The organism is Stenotrophomonas sp. PS02301 (genome assembly GCF_029959485.1).
Taxonomy (GTDB): domain Bacteria; phylum Pseudomonadota; class Gammaproteobacteria; order Xanthomonadales; family Xanthomonadaceae; genus Stenotrophomonas; species Stenotrophomonas maltophilia_Z.
In genome coordinates this window covers 68,696-85,586 of sequence record NZ_JASCOO010000003.1, presented here as the reverse complement: position 1 = coordinate 85,586, position 16,891 = coordinate 68,696, and the positions used below count along the sequence as shown (strand labels likewise).

Below are 16,891 nucleotides of genomic sequence, written 5' to 3'. Positions count from 1 at the left end.
TGACTTCCAATTTTCCGCTCGTTTAATGATTTCACGTTAATTGGAAATATCGACATGGATCATGAAGAGGATTGGTGGGACGACCTGATCTCAGCGGAACGCTTTGCTGTGCATCGTGTCAACGGTGAGGTGAAGATTTTGCTGCACCACGATTTTGATGACTCTACTATTGAGCTTCAAACAATTGACGACGTACTTCACCGGATCCGACAAGCGTTGGAGCGTGGAGTAATCATTCGTATCAGTTTGGAGAAATACATATGAGCGCTGCAAACGAACTCAAGCAAGAGATTGCAGAGAAATTCTACGACCAGCTTAAAGAACGTCGTTCCGTCTTGGACTACGGGTTTAACGAAAAGGAAACGCCCTTGCCTGTCATCGGTGGATGGCCCATCGGATCCAGTGGCTATGCATTTAAAGATTTTAACGCTCTGCAACTCATGACTGTGGCGCTGGACCGTGGTTTTACGAGCGCAGTGTTTATGAAGTCTGAGCAGATCAAGAAAAACGGCTACTACATTGCAAAGGGTGAAGCCAAAGCCACAAAAATTGAGAGCACATACAAGCAGGAAGACGGCGAATTGAAGTCGGTGATGTCCGTTTGCTTCAACGGCGACCAGATCAAAAATCTTCCAAGATCTGAGCACACACGTGTGTGGCAGGGCCGCGCGGACAGTCGAAATGCATTCCTGGAAGATCTGATAGCGAAGTCGGGTGCCACCGTATCCTTTGACACCAACAACGCGCCGTACTACGAGCGCTACACAGATACGCTGTATATGCGTCCGCAATCCGAATACGCATCAAAGCACCCAAAAGGCGTAAGCGGCTACTACGAAGACATGATGTTCCTGTTGGCCGACTGGGCAACACACCCCAGCCGTTACCAGGGCGTTCAACCTGGGGAACAGGGCAGTGAGCAGGACAGCCAGTACCGCCTTGGACGCCAGTTGGCATTGCTGCAAATGGCAAGCCGTTTGGGAATGACCTACGAGCCCGACGACAGCGGGTGGGCGAAAAACTACGTCGAAAGCCGTCCCAACTGGCAAGAGTTGGAGCGCGCCGGACGAGCTGCAGAGGCCATTATCAAGAACATTGGTGTTCCTGAGGTCCAGCAGGAACCAGTGCGCTCAAAGGTCTGGAAGCAGGAAGCTTCGGAGGCGTTCCGTCCGACCGTTAAGCCCGCCGAGCAAGACCAGGCTCAACCGCAGACAGATCCTGTTCAAAAGTTCGTGGACGAAAAGATACAGGTGGTTCACGTCGCCGATAAGCCCAGTAAAGAAGTGGGGAAGTCGGTCAAGAGTGCGGCGGGCAAAAGAATCAATGGCGTGCGCAAGAAAGAACAAACACTGACAATGTGAGGTGGCAATGAGTAAGCAAGACGAAGCGCGGAGCATTGCCGCCGAATACATCATCGAGCAGATGCAGCAGGGTGTAATCCCGTGGCGGCGCGACTGGAAACAGCAAAGCGCCACGGGTGCGTTTGGCAGCCTTCCGTACAACTATGCCCGTGGCAATACCTACCACGGCAGCAACGTCATGATGCTCATGATGGCGCAGGCTGCACAGGGGTATCAAAGCAATGGCTGGCTGACGTTCAATCAGGCAAAGGCCCTGAACGCAACTGTTCGCAAGGGTGAAAAGTCATCCAAAGTAGTCCGTGTCATCAAAGTCAATGACAAGCAAGGCAATCCAGTGCTTGACGAAAATGGTAAACAGAAAATTGCATTGATCACGTCCGCAGTGTTCAACAGTGAGCAGTGCGATGGACTACCAATTCGTGAGACTAAAACACCAAAACCGGTTGAGTGGAGCCACGAGCAGGCCGAGCGCTTGATGCGCGACAGCGGTGTGCAATACCGATTTGGCGGGAACGCGGCGTTCTATACGATGGCGCAGGATTTTGTTCAACTTCCTACCAAGGAGCAATTCCGAAGCATGGAGGGGTTCTATGCGGTTGCGCTGCATGAGACAGGACACGCCAGCGGACATCCAAGCCGGTTGGGTCGAGATCTCTCCGGCAAGTTCGGATCGGAGAAGTACGCCAAAGAAGAACTCATAGCTGAGTGCTTTTCTCTCATTGTAGCTGATCGATTGGGCTTGTCCATGGACCGCGATTACGATCCCGGCAATCACATCGCGTACCTACAGTCGTGGATCAAAGTGCTTAAGGATGATCACTCCCTTATCTTCACTGCCTTTGCAGAAGCTGAGAAGGTGGCGGCGTTTTACAACGTCAAGGAGTACACACGTACAGCCTTTGAAATGGAGCGGGACGACAATGAGGTGCAACCATCGAGTGAGCCCGCCGAGCGACCAAAAATTCAGGTTGTTAGAGGCCCGAGAGCCATTGAAATGGCAGTGTGATTACTGGGAGATTGAGTGTGGAAAAGCCAACATTTGAAGACGAATTGATGCTCACCCGAGGGGTTAAGGAAGCGGCGAGGATGTACGCACAAACGCGTGAGCAATCTGACTTGAAACGGATGGTGGACGGTGTGTGCGAACTCGTGGGTTTACGCTTCCGTTCCAAGGTCGTGTCGGAGGAGCCTTCCCACAGTAAAGATGTGGTCATCGCACGGTGTAAAGGATTGAGCGATGTGGAAATCGGCAATGAGATCGTGTGCTGTAAAGGTGTTGGTGGTACCGAGTTCAGGCGTCAACTCACTGAACGTTACGCGGACCTGATGGACTTGAGCATCCCCACTTTCATGCCAATTTTGTGTGACATTTTCATGGGGCGACTATCGAACCGTTTCAACCTGGGAAGCAACTATGTGGCGACAGTTGAGCAAGAGGGTGGGGAACGGCAACACATAAAGATCGCCAACATTGACGGTGACCGCATCGAGTTCAACGTTCCAGCGGACGAAGAAAATCGCTGGTTCCTACCTTCCAAGGAAATTCGATTGGAAGGGTCAGGCAACTGCATCACGTTGTCGGCCGCATTGTCACAGATGAACTTGAGTTACAAAACACGAAAAACGACGCAACAGCAGATGTTGATTTGACAGGTGAGGGCTATTGACAACCCCTTTCGATCTGCTTTTCTAAATGCAATTCACTCTAGGAGTTGTATATGGAAAATCTGACCCTTCAAGACGTGCGTGTCCTGTTAAACGTATCACCAACACAGTTGGTGTCCGCGCAAGACGCCCAGGGGCGCACGGCCCTTCATTGGGCTGTTCTCAATAAAAGGTTCGATGTCGCTGACGCACTTGTTGCATACGGGGCAAATCCGCTCGCAAAAGATAAGCACGGGAAGACTCCAATGGACTACGCCGATTGCCGTGTGCTTGAGGAGCGTGAGTGGCGCTTGCGCACAAGCGTGATCGCGTTTTACTGGAAGTCGTATGTGCAGCAGATAGAGAGTCCCGGCCAACCTTTTGCGATACATCCCTCTCAGTATGTACGGATATTTGATCAAGAGCGTAGAAAGATCTTGGCGGATGTTCAGCGAGCTTGACAAAATTGCAAAAGGTGTTTGATTAAATTTTTCAATACGAAGGGGGTGTTATGCGTTTAATTCTTACAGCATTTGTCTTGGGTTCGGTATTGATGTCCGGTGTTGCAGTAGCTGGCTCTAATACATCGTCAAAAAACTACAGCCGCGAACAAACACTCACGGTTCGTGACATTCAGGAGGGTGTGGTCGTCATGGTTCGCCCCGTGCACATTGATAACCGCTCCAAGGTCAATACAGGGACGGCTTTAGGGGCTGCAATAGGAGCTGGCGCAGCGCAGAGCGTCAAGAACCGCGACGCACGGACCGCAGCACGGATTGTTGGCACAACCGCAGGTGCTGTTGCTGGTGGGGCCGTACAGCGCGCCATGACAGGTCGCCAGGGGGTGGAGATCTTCATTCGCACACAAGCACGTAATGGTCAGCAGAGCGTGATCTCTGTCGTCCAGGACGCCGACGTTGACATCGAGCAAGGGCAGCGGGTGTTGTTGAGCGGCAGAGGAAAAGACCTGCGCGTTATCCCCGTGCCAATCGCATATCAGTCGCGATGAAGATCGTCCATGTTGAGACTGAAGCCCCCGATCATCGGGGGTTTTTTTTATCAAGTCTAAGGCTTGACAATATTGGGTTCCATGATTGATTGGAATTACATCTAAGAATAACAAGGGGGCTTTATGAACTACATGCGCAAGCAATTGGCGAAATACATTTTATACGTGGGTCTGCCGCTTTTTGTTCTGCACTACGCGGGCGAGGCGTTTGAGAAGGTGGACACCATTCAAGTCTCGCTTCAAAACATCAGCGAACGCGCAAACGGCGGTTGATATGTTCAATTGGGCTGATATCGCTGTTGTGAATGCTATGAGTCTTGCTGCGTTCGGCTTCTACTTTGTTGCGGCAGTACGTTACGGGGTTCGCCGAAACTGGAAATCATCATTGGCAATGGTAGCCTTTTCCACAGTTCCATGGGTGGTCATCATAACCGTTGCAAAGACTTGTTTTTGGTTTTGTGAAGACCTCAATGCACTGTGGATCACATTGGCTGCGCTCAAGCTGTCTTTTTGGTGGACCAGTGCTGTGGCAGTTACCTGCGCGCAGCTGCTTCCAATAAAGGCAATCACTCTTCCGGCATTGTTTGCTGGCATCGCGGTAGCGGCCTTCGGGAGCGTAGTTACCTTTATAGAGCTTTTTCAGAGGATTTCATTGTGAGAGGAGAGCGGGGATGGAGAGACTTGATCGAAACGAATTGGCGTTGTCAAAGGCGATAGCGCGTCAGCCCAGTTGTCCTGAAGCCGTGCGCTGGTACGTGCGCTTAGCACATGAAGATTTTCCTGGGCGCGGGAACAAGATTTGCCAACACGCAATGGGCAAGATGATCCTTTTGGGATCCGAATACATTTTGACGATGATTGACGCAATGATGAGTCGGGGTGAGAAATTGCCGCCGCATGTTCTTCGGTTGATGTGTAAAGAAGGTTTTTTGCAAGGTGCAATGGATCCCAATGCTCTTCACCTTATGCAACGCATTCTCGATGAGGAGGGCGCGGTCGCAATGTATGAAGTTGAGTCAACGCTACTCGCTGCGGAGGCTGTTGAATGTATGGAGGTTGTTGAATTGCTTTCCTTGTATATATCAAAGTGCCGTGCGGCCCAGGCGGTTAGATTGCAGCAGAGTGTCGCGTCGAATGAAGGTGTTGAATGCCCAAGGCGAAGGATCTGATTGGTAATTGCACGTATTGACAATGTTAGCAATTGTGATTGTATGAGTTAAGGCAAGGGAGGGTTTTATGAAAAAGAATACATATTTCTTGTGGAACCATGCGTCGGGTGCAAGTTTTTGGCAGCCTAAAAAAGTCCACGATTGTTTAATTCGGGAGGAGATGACTCGCCGTTACATGAAGATGATCGGTTGGACAGGGCTCAGAAAGAATTTCACTAAAGCCGAGTGGCTGAGCACAAAAATTATGGGGGTGGTATGACTAAAGTTGGTGAGAAAACTTTGCAAACGAAGAAGCAACGAGAAGGTTCTAAGGCCTTCTGCGGGTATCCAATGATGTACGAGACGATTTCGTATTACACGGCGTTGGACGATGTCGCGTCGCAGGAAGGCAAGCGTATGGCGGTGAAATTTCGGGAAATGGTCTGGGACTATATTGAAGATCCTTATTTCAATCATAAAGAGTTCATTCGCTTACGTTGCGATGCGCAGATGAGAGGGCCAAAAACAGGAAAGGATCGGGGCAGGGAACTTCGAGAGCACGCGATATCGGCGTTTCCAGATGCAAGACTTGTCGTTGAAAAGTTTGAGGCGCTGGCAAACAAGTACGGAGTGACGAAATCGAGCTTGCTGCGTTATGTGCTGCGTTCGCGTTTGAGTTAGAAAAAATTGAGCAATTCAGATAGGCCCCAGGTTAGGGGCTTTTTTTATGGGTCATCCTCCGGACCGCGCTCCCAATTTTCAATCCGCGCCACGGTCGCGGCCCTTCGGGTTGGATCGCTTGCCCTATTTGTCAAGTTGTGGGCTTGACAATATTCGGATCCATGTTTGATTGGAATTACATCGATGAATAACAGGGGGATTTATGAGGGCGCTGATTTTTATCATTCTCGGGTTGTTATCTGAGTCATCCTTTGCTCAATCCGCACGGGGGAGTTTTCTTGTCTCAATGACGATAGCTGAGTCGTGCCTCGTTCTTGATGCAGGTGTCTTCAAATGTACTGCGGGGATGCGGGAGCCTGTTGTCCGTAAAGAAAGTGCTGAGTTCATCAGCCAAGGATTGAAAATTCAACGATTGATCACTGTGATCATCTACTAAATCAAGGAGTTCTATGAATAAAAAATACGACAATAATCAAACCAAAGCCTACATTCGGGCCATCGCAGAGATTGACCCTGTGTCTGTGCGACGGGCGCTGATCAACAACGCAGATCCAAGTCCATTATTCAAAATTACAAATCGGGTGTGGACCGCACAACTGTTTGTGTCTGCGGACGAGGTGCAGGCGCACAACGCGTGCAGTCAGATTGATAAGGCGAGCGGATTTCTCGCCGACTTGCTTCCGGTTGATGACATGAAGTCGGTTAAGTGGTTGGGCCTGGCGGGATTCACGCCAATTTCAAGCGCCGACGCAAACGTGGTGCGCGTGGGCCCGGATTCGTACACCAACGCGGTGAGCGCCGCACTGTTCGACATGTTCGCTTCAATAGTGGTGTCCCAGCCGGACAACTACAGTGATGCCAAAATCGAGGAAATCGCCCGTGCACGTGACGTATTGCAAGTGTGCATGGACTTCAATGCAAACATCGCGGGATCAGACGCACGGGGCATGACCCTCTTGCACTGGTGCTGTGCTTTGTACGACGACCAAGAGCTCATTGCGCGGTTGGTCAAGTGGGGCTGCAATGCAGACACACCAGATCATGCGGGTGTAACGCCAATTGAAGTTGCGGCTCAGCACGGACATGTCAATTCGTTTGCGGGCCTGGGTGTTGAGCAGGTTGAAAAAACCAAACCTGTAGAGCCTGCCGACATTGCGAGCTGTCAGGACGAACCTGTGATCCCCCAAGAGGTTCCCTGTGAACTGACACAGCAGCCGCAATCAATGCTCCGGCGGTACATCAATGTGCTGTTGGGTCGAACTAGCCCGCTTGACAACACACAACACTGACCAGGAGGTTTGACATGAAAAACGTGATCTTTGCTCTAAGTGCTGTACCCATGCTTGCTATCGGTGCCCAATCATCCCCAATTGGATCGTACTTGTCCGTTTCCGAGACGTGCGCCTATCTCAGTGGAGAAGCGGCCCAATACCTCAATTGTGATAACGAACGCGTTGATCGACAGCAGTTGCCAATCTATTTCAGCGTCAAGCGAAATGCAGATGCCTACAGCGGCGAAGATCTTCCGTTGTGGTGCAACCGCGAGGAGTGCGTTGCAAACACAGGGCCGTTCATCATCACGGCAAATTATGGAGAACTGCGTCAATGGCCTTAGAAATTTCTCATGTTGTGGTGTTGACAATATTGGGATCCGTGATTGATTTAAATACAACTATAAATGGAGGTGAGAAATGATATATCGAGTTCTGTTAGGTGCGTGCTTATTGACTGTCTCGTGCTCAGCGATGGCCGTGTCAGTTGGTCCCACGTCGGCCGTGTACAGCCCATCCGAAACAACAGGGGTACTCACTGTTGACAACAGTAATGGGGATGGTGAGGTGACTTACCGAATATCTGTTGATGAGGTTGTGGTGATAGACAGTAAGTCTGTGCGCCAGCCCAGCAACAAGATCCGTTTTGCCCCCGCACTCATTACCGTGCAGCCCGGAAAGACTCAGACCGTTCGCTACCTGCGCGGTAGTTCAGGAGCTTCTGAGGAAGTCTATCGGATCAAGATGACCCAGCTGCCTAATCCTGGCGCGAAAGGAATTCAGACGCTTGCACATCAAGACTTGTCATGGATTTGGCGCAAAGACTCTTCAAAGCCGATCTTGGTGGGGCGCTTAAACGCGAAGCAATGGTCTGTGACAAACAGTGGTGACGCCACAGCCCAAATTGTGTCTCCAACGACGGGTGGATCCACTCAGTCTGGATTGATGGGGTACGTGCTGCCGGGTGAAACCCGTGTGTTTCAGGTGCCCAATCTCTCTGGTGGGCCGGTGAGCGCAATTGTCAATGGTCAACGGATGGAGATCAGTGAAAGATGAAAATTAACGCCACCGCATTCGCCGTGGCGTTGTCGTTGTCTTTCATCTTAGGGGTGGCTACAAACGCGCGCGGGGCAGACATATCGGAGACGACACTTGCAGCCATTGATATCAACGGCAAGCGTGTAAGCACCGTTGAATTGGTGCAGTTGTCCAGCAATGGTGCCATTGGATTTACCCGTGCGCGTTGGCAAGAGTTCGGCGTGGTTCTTTCAAGCGATGTTCCAGGCGAGGTGGTCTATACACTTGATATCGGCGCGCAAGTTCACTTCAATGGATCGACTCAAACGTATGAAGTGTCCGTTCCAGCGAAGTTCTTGCCCAATCAAGACATTGGCGCGTCTTTGGGACTTTCAACAGAAATCACCAAACCTGCAAAGGGAGTGATGCTCGGGTATGACGTCGCGGTGCTGCAACAGGAGTCACAAACGTTTGGCTCCCTTGGCTATGACATCCAATCAGACATCCTGGGCGGTTTTCTTCTGTATACCGCCCAATTCAATGTTGCGCCTTCCAGTCGCCAGCACAGCCGTGCACTGACGACGTGGAGCAAGGACTTCTACCAACGCCGATTGCAGATACAAGCCGGTGACGTATTTGCGACCAATCCCTATTCAAACTTGGTTCGCACCGTCAATCTTGCGGGGGTTTCCATTGGCACCGATCGGCAGTTGTCCGGATCTCCGTTTTATCCTGTTCCTGTCGTTGGCGGCGTTGCGGATACACGCTCCACGGCCGAGATCATCGTGAATGATCGGAGTGCATCAGCAGAGCTAAAGCCTGGCCCTTACCAATTCTCAAATTTGTCGTACACGACGGGACTGAATGACCTGTCGCTGGTCGTCCGTGATGAGTTTGGTCGTGAGGCGAGAGTTGTACGAAGCTTTTATGTGTTGCCGAATTCTTTGAAGGGTGGGTTGAGTGAATGGGGCGCGCAAGCGGGTCTTGTTCGTGAGGGCTCATTGGGCAACGAGTACGGAGCCTTTGCCGCAAGCGCGTTCTACGCACGCGGCCTGACGGACCGGTGGACCGTCAGTGGCGGCATCGTGCGGTCACAGGGCGAAACAAACATCCAACTGGGCAACACGTGGAACATGGGTGTCGGTGGCGCGCTGTCGTTATCAATCGCCAAATCCGGCTCGGGTTCCGCTGCAACAGTGGCTTACGAGCGACGCAGCAGGGCGTGGTCGGTCCACGCCAGTCAGACGCGCGTTTGGGGGGACTACTGGCAGCTTTCGGATCCACGCGGTTGGTCGTCAATCCCCATGCGAACCACGACATTGGGAGTGGGAGGCTTTGTCGGGAAGGTGTCCGGGGATCTCAACTACACGGAAATCCTGTACCAGGAGGAGAGGGCTGCACGTGAATATTTCACCGCACGGCTTCGCTACAGGATTTCGACAAGCGATGAACTGAGTTTGTACGCTCGGTACGAGCCTGCAAGCTCCACCAAGGATGTGATGCTGTCGTGGCGTCATCGATGGGGAACAACCACAAGCATCGTGATAGCCCGCGCCGCCCCCGACCTGACGATCAATGGCCAACTCAATGGAAGGGGTGTGGTTGCCGGTGTGCCGGTCACTTGGCAGGCGTCTAATACCGACATTGGCGCGGGCAGGACTACCTATGCATCGGGTTCTGCTCAGTTCAAAACGGCAGACGTGACGGCAGGGGCGTCAGTAGGGGCGTTGCCGATGGGGCACGCGCGCGCAAGCGGTGCTGTATGGATCGGGGAGGGCGGTTTCGTACCCACCCGCCGTTCTTACGGATCATGGGCTGTTGTGCGCGTTCCAGGGCAAAGCAACGTCAGCCTGACCGCCGCAGGGCAACGAGCGATCACAAACAAGAACGGCACGGCTGTTCTCACCAACTTGGTTGGCCTGCACCGCAACACAGCGTTTTTGGATCAGCGAACACTTCCTGACGACGTTCTCATAGAAAGCGGAAAGCTTGGCTTCACGGCTCCACGCCGAGGTGGTGCGTTGATTGATTTCCCGACACGCAACAACACGATGCGTCAATACCAAATTGTGCGTCATGGTGCGCCATACGCGGTTGATAAATTGGCCTATAAAGGCAGCGATGTGCGGGTGAGCGAAGGCTACTTTGTTTTGGATAACCCTGAGGCCAATTCTGTTGTTGTCGCCGTCACACCTGATGGATCGTGCGAGGCGGAGTTGGTGGTCGATGCAGATTTGTATTCTATTTCTGATATTGAGTGTAAATAAGCTTGACAGACTATATGTTTTTGATTAAATGAGTTGAGCGAACATTATCGCTATACTTTTTCAATCATTCTTAAGGGGGTAAAAATGTACAAATCAACTATCTTGGCATCTGCATTGCTGTTGGCTGCTTCTGGTTCGGCCTACGCTGCACAAAGTGTTTCAATTCCTGTCACTGTCAATGTGACATCTGAGTGTGACATTCAGAACTTTAACGGCGCAACTGTTATCGACGTATCGTTGTCCCAGCGTGGACAATCCGTACCAGGAAGTGTGTTTGTCACTTGCAACGACCAACTGCCTTACAAATTGGAAGCTGACACTTCTGCCGCTGGTGAAATCACTGTAACGGATGACAATACCGGTAAATCGTATCCAGTTAAAATCACCCAGGGCGTTCTGCCTGGAGGTGGCGCAATCTTTAGTACCGATGCAAACAGTGGCGCTATCGCAGGAGTCGGCAATGGTCAAAGCCAGATGCATCAATTCCAAGTTGCGTTCAATATGGATATGTCACAGGGTGCCCAAAAGGTTCCTCAGAGCGGAACGTACAGCGGCTCATTAGAAGTTACGGTGGTGTATTGATTGTAGTCAAGTGGGATGGATTAAAAGGACGCAGAAATGCGTCCTTTTTTGTCTTGACAATATTCGCATCCGTGTTTGATTGGAGGCACACCAATCAAATAGGGGGTTGTATGAATGCTAAGTCAAGTCGGGTTTCACCATTATTGTTCTTGTTCGTTACTGTTCTTTCACCTCTTCTTGGGGTTCTCGTTCAAGTCGTATCTATCTTCAATGCCTTTTCATATTTGCAGCCCCGTGATGTTCTGGCTTTACTTTTGACAAACGCCGTCTGCGCGCTTTCCATTCTGGCTATGGCAGCCCAAGGTCGCTACTTCATATTTAAGCAAGCAGTGTTGGTTGCATTGTTTGCGGTTGTAGCCTGTAACGCACTTATGGATCCGCAATTGGGTCATCTGGTGTTTGCAGCAGTTTTTGTGCTCGCATCACTGTTGAGCACAGTTCATTTGCACTTGCTTGCGTTGCTGCGTTCCGAGCACGACGGCAATGACAGCACGCTTCAAGCGTAAGGGGCGAACACTCATTCACCGATCCAAATCCATTCCTTTGCGAACTTCAAGCTTGACAATATTGAGTTCCGTGTTTGATTGGTTGTATATCAATCAATCAGGAGGTCGTATGGTCAGTAATGAACGTGAAGCGAATGAAATCGAGGGGTCTGGCGATAGGGAGTGGCTGACCGTCGTCGCGTTCAATCCCGCAATGTCATTCGATGAAGATTATGAGGATCAATTCGTCATCGAGCAGTTGAGTGCTGTCTGTAAAGTCGAGTACCTTGATGATGACGGCGACGAGTGCGTGGAATGGTTTGAGGCCGTCTTAAATGATCGGGGCCTGCACTTTGATGGTCCAGACTCTCTTATGGACGATGATATGGCCAGCGACTATCTGTATGAGTGCGTAAGCAGCGCTTTCGAGGACGCAATCGACTCGCGGATCTATGATTTGGGGTGCACTGTTGATCATCAAGTCATTCCCTCTACAGCGCGTGATGCTGAATTGACCTTTGAAATGGTTGGTGCATGCCAACTTCAAGAGTTGGCTGGCGGTTATTATTTATGCACGCGTAAGTTCGCAGAATTCGACTACAAGGGTCCGACGGTCCTAGAAGATCCTGCACCCTATTACTTCATGGAGCGTGACTCTGACTCCATAATCCCCGTTCACTCCATCGCCGACTATGTGTCTGTTGTCAACAATCTTGATGATGAATTCCAGCGCTTGCGGTTACAGCAACACGTCAGTGAAGTTCAACAGGCACCAACTGAGGTGCAACGTTCGGTTCAAACGCGGCGCATGTAGGCGAAGGACGCACTATAGAAAAGCCCTGCAATGCAGGGCCTATAGGTGATTGTCGGCGACCAGTGTGGTCTGGATGTCTGATAGATCTGCTTCGATTGTAAATAGCAACTCATTGAGTTTACTGTTTTCCAGTTGATGTCTTTTTGATGCATAAAGTGCAAGGTTTAAGGATTGAATCATGGATGCAATGAGGCTGACAAATGCAGGGCGGCCTTCATGCGATATTGATTTGCTGCTCATTAGCAGCATGGCTAAGGAGACTGCTCTCGCCAGCCTGTCTGTACTAGAAGCAATTTGGATTTCTAAGTCTTTTAGTATGATGTTGGGTGATTTGTCAGAGTGGAAGCCGAAGTGCATCTTCCCTTCAAGTTTGTTGTACAAGTTTATCGGTGTGGTTGCGATGATCTGTATAATTTCTTTGTCTACTTCTACGAATTTAAGCGCGTTATAGTCCAGTATTGACGTGAGCCCGTCCTTCAGAAGTTTGTCGGCTGCTGATTTGAGTGGATGGGCGATCGGGTGGTTGCTATTGAAGATCGTTGAACATGCTGTTGTTATTTTAAAGTCTGAAACGTTTGTTAATTTGTTGTTTTCAATTCCGTCCACTATTTCTTGAATGGCTTTTTCTGTTTTTTCACGGGTGCTTGCAAAATCGTATTGCGGGGTAATGCAGTAGACGTACAAAACCATTTCGTGCAACCCCCACGCGTCGAAGTTGCAAGGTGAGGGATTTGCGCTGGTTGATCGATGTTCTATACGATTGTGATGAGTTCGCAAAGTTGCTTGTATCACGTCTCTGCAATATTTGGTGTGGGCTTCCTTTATTTCGCCTGTTTCAATGGCTTCTTGGTATATCTCGTTAAATCGTGGATTTTGAAGGTCATGTTCCAGGAGGTGTTCTTGATAAAAACCCAGTTGTGCGATTTGCTTTGCGGTCATGCCGGGAAGCAACTTATTTGTCAGGTACGTGACAAATAAGTCATTCTTTTTGTAATCTGCCCGTGAATTCGGCTGGTCACCCGTTATGAGTAGGTATTCGTTCGGTGGATACTTGAGGATGGGTGTTTCCATCGCGTTGGCGTTGAATAGGTTGCATATCATTGCGTCGAGATTTCCGGAGTGCTTGTGTATAGCTTTGGTTATTTTGCTGATCTGAGCCAATTCAAATTCAGTGTCCGCCAGAAATTTAGCGAAGGCGGATGGCGAGCGGCTGTGCAGGTTTAATAGATCTTTGCAAGCGGACTCAATATCCATTTCTAGAAGGTGGCGGTGATGTTTTTCGTTTGGTTGATCGTTGATTTCCTGCGAAAATCTGTCGTAGTAATGCATGAGTGATTTGAACTCGATGCTATTTAACGTTTCATGCATATCGTCATCCAATTATTGTGTTAGTCCGATCATATCCGTTTGTGGGCTCAGATTCTTCCGTCAAACTCGCTAGACTTGACTCTATAGGCAGGGGCTCTATGGCTGCTTGCCAGAGCAGGCTAGCTTCTAGGTGGGAAGAGGTTAAAGCGTTCAGTAGGCAGGGTTAGTATTCTTACTAACGATGGCTGTACCATACCGGGCCACAGCCAAGGCACGAACATGGCCGCCAGTACCTACACCAAAGCCCACCCGCAGCCCGCTGAGGCCTGCGCCCCGGTCCTGCCTGTGAATGTTACGTGTGGCTTCCCGAGCCCCGCTGAGGACTTCTACGGCGATGGAGACGGGCTGGATCTCAACCGCCACTGCATATCCAATCCGGTCGCTACGTTCTTCGCCCACGCGGACACCGGCACGTCGATGGTGGGCTTTGGCATCCATCCTGGGGACACGCTCGTGGTGGACCGCTCGCGAACTGCACGGCATGGGGACATCGTCCTTGTGAACTGGGAAGGTGGGTTCACCGTAAAGAAGTTGGTTCAACGGCGCGGACAATTTGAATTGCATTCGTCCGCAGAAGACATCCCACCCATTATCGTGCCGCCCGACATTGAATTGGACGTGTGGGGTGTGGTCACGTGGTCCTTCACCCGTCACACTTGACAATATTGGCTTCTGTGTTTGCTTGAATGTATTAAAGGCAAATAAGGGGGTTGATATGGGGGTGTTTCAAAAAATTAAGGATTTTTTGACTGGCGCAGGTTTTGGTGGGGTTGCCAATGCCCCTTTGGTTGTTAAGTGTAATCAGCAGCCTGTTGCGAGCAATTCGGTTATTGATTTGGTGCGCGACAACGACATTGAAGAAGTTGAGCGGGTTTTATCAAGATGCTCCAAGTGGGAGGCTGCCGGGATTTTTATGAATGCGTTGGAATGCGGTGACCGGCTGGAAGTCCTGAGTTTGGCCGCGAGCGCCGTTGAAGAATGCTTTCTATTGCATTTCAGTACGATGGATCCAAATTCACCGGACTTTGAAAAGGGTGTTGACATTTCCATGGCCTTGGTTGGCATGGGTGTTCTTGATCGCCACACTAATATTGGCTACGTTCTTGCAAGAATTTACGATCTTGCCTTCCAGGAGTGCTTTAACGAACGTATTGAGCCATTGATAGTCGCCATAATTCAACGACGCAGTGACCTTCGCTACACCATGCTGCTTGATCAATTGACCCACTCGCCAGCGCGGCATGTGCACAGCGTTTTGCGGATCATGCGCGAGAATGGGTGTGACTTTAGTGGCGGCATTCCCGTGGCCTGCGAAACGTTTCTATTCAACAATTGTCCTGGGTTAATTTCAGACTTGGTTGAGTGGGGTGTGTATGTTGACCGCCCTTCACCAGAATACAATGGAAAGGGATTGTGCAGAGTGGTTGCAAGCATTAACTCGGAAGTTGATGAGGGCGAACGTCGCATTGCCGAACGAGAAGCCACCAATATCAACACGGCGCTTGCGGACGCCGGCCAGACGCAAGATGACGCCCCTAAGCAAAAAAGAAGGATGTGACTGGGCTTGACAATGTTGGCTTCTGTGTTTGCTTGAATGTATTCAATGCAAAAAGGAGTCGATATGGAAATGATTAAATTGGATAGTTCAGCGTCATGTGGCTGTGGAGACTTCAAGCTTGCTCCATTGCCTGCATTGATACAGGAGTGTATTCGCGGCCCCGCGCCTACTAAAACTTTTAAAGAGTGCAGTGTTGTGGTTGTGCATGATGAGGGTTGGGTCGTCGAGCCATACACTATCAACCAACAAATGAGAATGATGTGGGACTCGGTGGCGCGCAAAATGACACCGACGGCGCAGATGATCGCCGAACAGACTGCCGCCAATATCACCCAAGCGCTTTCTGATGAAGGCCTGATGCAAATCAAAGACACCCCTAAGCCATAGAGGAAGATGTGATGTCTGTTGTGCAGCCATTGATTGGATTGGTCGATGGGAACAACTTCTACTGTTCCGTCGAACGCATCTTTGATCCATCGTTGCGCAACGTCCCTATGCTTGTGATGTCGAACAACGACGGTTGCGCAATTGCCCGTTCAAACGAAGCGAAAGCCCTTGGTGTCACCATGGGGCAACCGATCCACCAAATTCCCTCGCATATCCGTAAGCAACTGCATGTGCGCAGCGCCAACTTCGCCTTGTACGGCGACATATCCGCACGCATTGCAACGATCCTGCGCGACCTGTTCGCCGACGTGGAGGTGTACTCCATTGACGAGAGCTTCGTGTCGTTCAAAGGCATCCGCGTGCAGGACAGGCGCAAGGTGGCCGCAGAAGCCCGCGCACGCATTCTGAGATGGGTCGGGGTTCCGTGTTGTGTTGGGATCGGGCCCACTAAGACGCTGGCTAAGATGGGCAACAAGATCGCCAAAGGTACGGAGCAGGGCGTGTGGAACGTCCGCCGCACCGACCTGGGCAAGTTCCCTATTGGCGACGTGTGGGGTGTTGGCCGTAAGTTCGCAGCACGCCTGTTGGCCGAAGGGATCACCACCGCAGACGATCTGGTTGCAGCCGATCCTAGAGCCATTCAAGACCGTTACGGAGTCGTTCTGGTGCGCACGCAAACCGAACTCAACGGAGTGCGGTGCGCCGAGCTGCAGGACGCTGAGCCCGAACGACAACAGATCGTTGTCTCGCGCTCCTTTGGCTCCGAGATCCACTCCCAAAACGACCTGGCGCAAGCAGTGGCTACGTTCGCTCAGCGTGCCGCCGAGAAGTTGCGGGCCCGCAAGCTGACAGCGCACGGGGTGTGGGTGTTCCTGCACACCAACCCATTTGGAAACGCGCAGCAGTACCACCCATCCCGTACGGTTCGGCTGGTGATGCCTACGTCCGACTCGCGGACCATTTTGGAAGCAGCGCAAGCCGCAACAGCGGCTATGTACCGTCCAAACATCGCGTGGAAGAAGGCCGGTGTAGGGCTTGTGGATCTGAGCGCCGAGCACGTCCAGCAAGCCGATTTGTTCGCCCAGGTGCGCAACCCCAAATCCGAACGGTTGATGGCCGTGCTGGATCAGGCGAACCAGAAATTTGGACGCGGCAGCATGTCGTTTGCTTCATCAAGCACAGCGCCAGACACCACCGCAGCCTGGGCGATGCGCCAAGAGCACTTGTCACGTTCCTTCACGACCCGTTGGGATGAGATTTTGACAGCGCGCTGAGCGCTGGCAAATCTATACGCGCAAG

The 16,891-nt window shown here is 51.2% G+C and carries 23 protein-coding genes; 22 read left to right on the top strand and 1 reads right to left on the bottom strand.

From position 1 onward, the window contains the following. The first annotated feature begins 54 nt into the window (after nt 1-54). From QMX81_RS01685 to QMX81_RS01600, 18 genes are all read left to right on the top strand, one after another. The gene (locus QMX81_RS01685) at nt 55-264 is read left to right on the top strand and encodes a hypothetical protein (protein ID WP_282257791.1); all 210 of its coding nucleotides are present in this window, start codon (nt 55-57) and stop codon (nt 262-264) included. Then, nucleotides 261-1,361 carry an ArdC-like ssDNA-binding domain-containing protein gene (locus QMX81_RS01680; RefSeq protein ID WP_282257789.1) on the top strand — a complete coding sequence of 367 codons (1,101 nt, stop codon included), beginning with the start codon at nt 261-263 and terminating at the stop codon, nt 1,359-1,361. Before QMX81_RS01685 ends, QMX81_RS01680 begins: the two co-directional genes overlap by 4 nt. Before the next feature lie 7 nt (nt 1,362-1,368). After that, nucleotides 1,369-2,367: a zincin-like metallopeptidase domain-containing protein gene (locus QMX81_RS01675; protein WP_282257788.1), complete on the top strand. Its 999-nt coding sequence runs from the start codon at nt 1,369-1,371 to the stop codon at nt 2,365-2,367. Nucleotides 2,368-2,384: 17 nt separating this feature from the next. Further along, a complete protein-coding gene (locus QMX81_RS01670) occupies nt 2,385-3,011 on the top strand; it encodes a hypothetical protein (protein WP_282257786.1) in 627 nt (208 codons plus the stop codon). 68 nt (nt 3,012-3,079) lie between these two features. Next, the gene (locus QMX81_RS01665) at nt 3,080-3,466 is read left to right on the top strand and encodes an ankyrin repeat domain-containing protein (protein ID WP_282257784.1); all 387 of its coding nucleotides are present in this window, start codon (nt 3,080-3,082) and stop codon (nt 3,464-3,466) included. Between the two features lie 50 nt (nt 3,467-3,516). Then, nucleotides 3,517-4,014 carry a hypothetical protein gene (locus QMX81_RS01660; protein WP_282257783.1) on the top strand — a complete coding sequence of 166 codons (498 nt, stop codon included), beginning with the start codon at nt 3,517-3,519 and terminating at the stop codon, nt 4,012-4,014. A 123-nt stretch (nt 4,015-4,137) separates the two neighbouring features. After that, entirely contained in the window at nt 4,138-4,287 is a 150-nt protein-coding gene (locus QMX81_RS01655) for a hypothetical protein (RefSeq protein ID WP_282257781.1), read from the top strand. 1 nt (nt 4,288) lies between these two features. Next, on the top strand, nt 4,289-4,672 hold the full coding sequence (locus tag QMX81_RS01650) for a hypothetical protein (protein ID WP_282257779.1): 384 nt from the start codon (nt 4,289-4,291) through the stop codon (nt 4,670-4,672). A 13-nt stretch (nt 4,673-4,685) separates the two neighbouring features. Next, nucleotides 4,686-5,183, top strand: coding sequence for a hypothetical protein (locus QMX81_RS01645; RefSeq protein ID WP_282257777.1), 498 nt, complete (start codon nt 4,686-4,688; stop codon nt 5,181-5,183). A gap of 67 nt (nt 5,184-5,250) precedes the next feature. Beyond that, nucleotides 5,251-5,442, top strand: coding sequence for a hypothetical protein (locus QMX81_RS01640; protein WP_282257776.1), 192 nt, complete (start codon nt 5,251-5,253; stop codon nt 5,440-5,442). 74 nt (nt 5,443-5,516) lie between these two features. After that, nucleotides 5,517-5,843: a hypothetical protein gene (locus QMX81_RS01635; protein ID WP_282257772.1), complete on the top strand. Its 327-nt coding sequence runs from the start codon at nt 5,517-5,519 to the stop codon at nt 5,841-5,843. A gap of 449 nt (nt 5,844-6,292) precedes the next feature. Then, a complete protein-coding gene (locus tag QMX81_RS01630; RefSeq protein ID WP_282257770.1) occupies nt 6,293-7,132 on the top strand; it encodes an ankyrin repeat domain-containing protein in 840 nt (279 codons plus the stop codon). A gap of 14 nt (nt 7,133-7,146) precedes the next feature. Then, on the top strand, nt 7,147-7,458 hold the full coding sequence (locus QMX81_RS01625) for a hypothetical protein (protein WP_282257768.1): 312 nt from the start codon (nt 7,147-7,149) through the stop codon (nt 7,456-7,458). A 76-nt stretch (nt 7,459-7,534) separates the two neighbouring features. After that, nucleotides 7,535-8,170 (top strand): fimbria/pilus periplasmic chaperone, encoded by a 636-nt coding sequence (locus QMX81_RS01620; RefSeq protein ID WP_336619078.1) that lies wholly within the window; start codon nt 7,535-7,537, stop codon nt 8,168-8,170. After that, on the top strand, nt 8,167-10,398 hold the full coding sequence (locus QMX81_RS01615) for a fimbria/pilus outer membrane usher protein (protein WP_282257764.1): 2,232 nt from the start codon (nt 8,167-8,169) through the stop codon (nt 10,396-10,398). The genes QMX81_RS01620 and QMX81_RS01615 overlap by 4 nt, the downstream gene beginning before the upstream one ends. A 33-nt stretch (nt 10,399-10,431) precedes the next feature. Beyond that, the gene (locus tag QMX81_RS01610) at nt 10,432-10,980 is read left to right on the top strand and encodes a hypothetical protein (protein WP_282257762.1); all 549 of its coding nucleotides are present in this window, start codon (nt 10,432-10,434) and stop codon (nt 10,978-10,980) included. Between the two features lie 110 nt (nt 10,981-11,090). Further along, nucleotides 11,091-11,486: a hypothetical protein gene (locus QMX81_RS01605; RefSeq protein WP_282257761.1), complete on the top strand. Its 396-nt coding sequence runs from the start codon at nt 11,091-11,093 to the stop codon at nt 11,484-11,486. Between the two features lie 109 nt (nt 11,487-11,595). Beyond that, nucleotides 11,596-12,279: a hypothetical protein gene (locus QMX81_RS01600; protein WP_282257760.1), complete on the top strand. Its 684-nt coding sequence runs from the start codon at nt 11,596-11,598 to the stop codon at nt 12,277-12,279. A gap of 39 nt (nt 12,280-12,318) precedes the next feature. On the opposite strand, the gene QMX81_RS01595 is transcribed toward QMX81_RS01600, so the two are convergent. Then, nucleotides 12,319-13,608, bottom strand: coding sequence for a hypothetical protein (locus QMX81_RS01595; RefSeq protein ID WP_282257758.1), 1,290 nt, complete (start codon nt 13,606-13,608; stop codon nt 12,319-12,321). A 258-nt stretch (nt 13,609-13,866) separates the two neighbouring features. On the opposite strand from QMX81_RS01595, the gene umuD reads away from it, so the two are divergent. The 4 genes from umuD (at nt 13,867) to QMX81_RS01575 (ending at nt 16,866) form a co-directional block, all read left to right on the top strand. Beyond that, nucleotides 13,867-14,307, top strand: coding sequence for a translesion error-prone DNA polymerase V autoproteolytic subunit (umuD, locus tag QMX81_RS01590; RefSeq protein ID WP_282257756.1), 441 nt, complete (start codon nt 13,867-13,869; stop codon nt 14,305-14,307). A gap of 22 nt (nt 14,308-14,329) precedes the next feature. Next, a complete protein-coding gene (locus QMX81_RS01585; protein ID WP_282257754.1) occupies nt 14,330-15,205 on the top strand; it encodes a hypothetical protein in 876 nt (291 codons plus the stop codon). A gap of 63 nt (nt 15,206-15,268) precedes the next feature. Continuing rightward, on the top strand, nt 15,269-15,592 hold the full coding sequence (locus tag QMX81_RS01580) for a hypothetical protein (RefSeq protein ID WP_282257752.1): 324 nt from the start codon (nt 15,269-15,271) through the stop codon (nt 15,590-15,592). An 11-nt stretch (nt 15,593-15,603) separates the two neighbouring features. After that, nucleotides 15,604-16,866: a Y-family DNA polymerase gene (locus tag QMX81_RS01575; protein ID WP_282257750.1), complete on the top strand. Its 1,263-nt coding sequence runs from the start codon at nt 15,604-15,606 to the stop codon at nt 16,864-16,866. Nucleotides 16,867-16,891 lie beyond the last annotated feature (25 nt).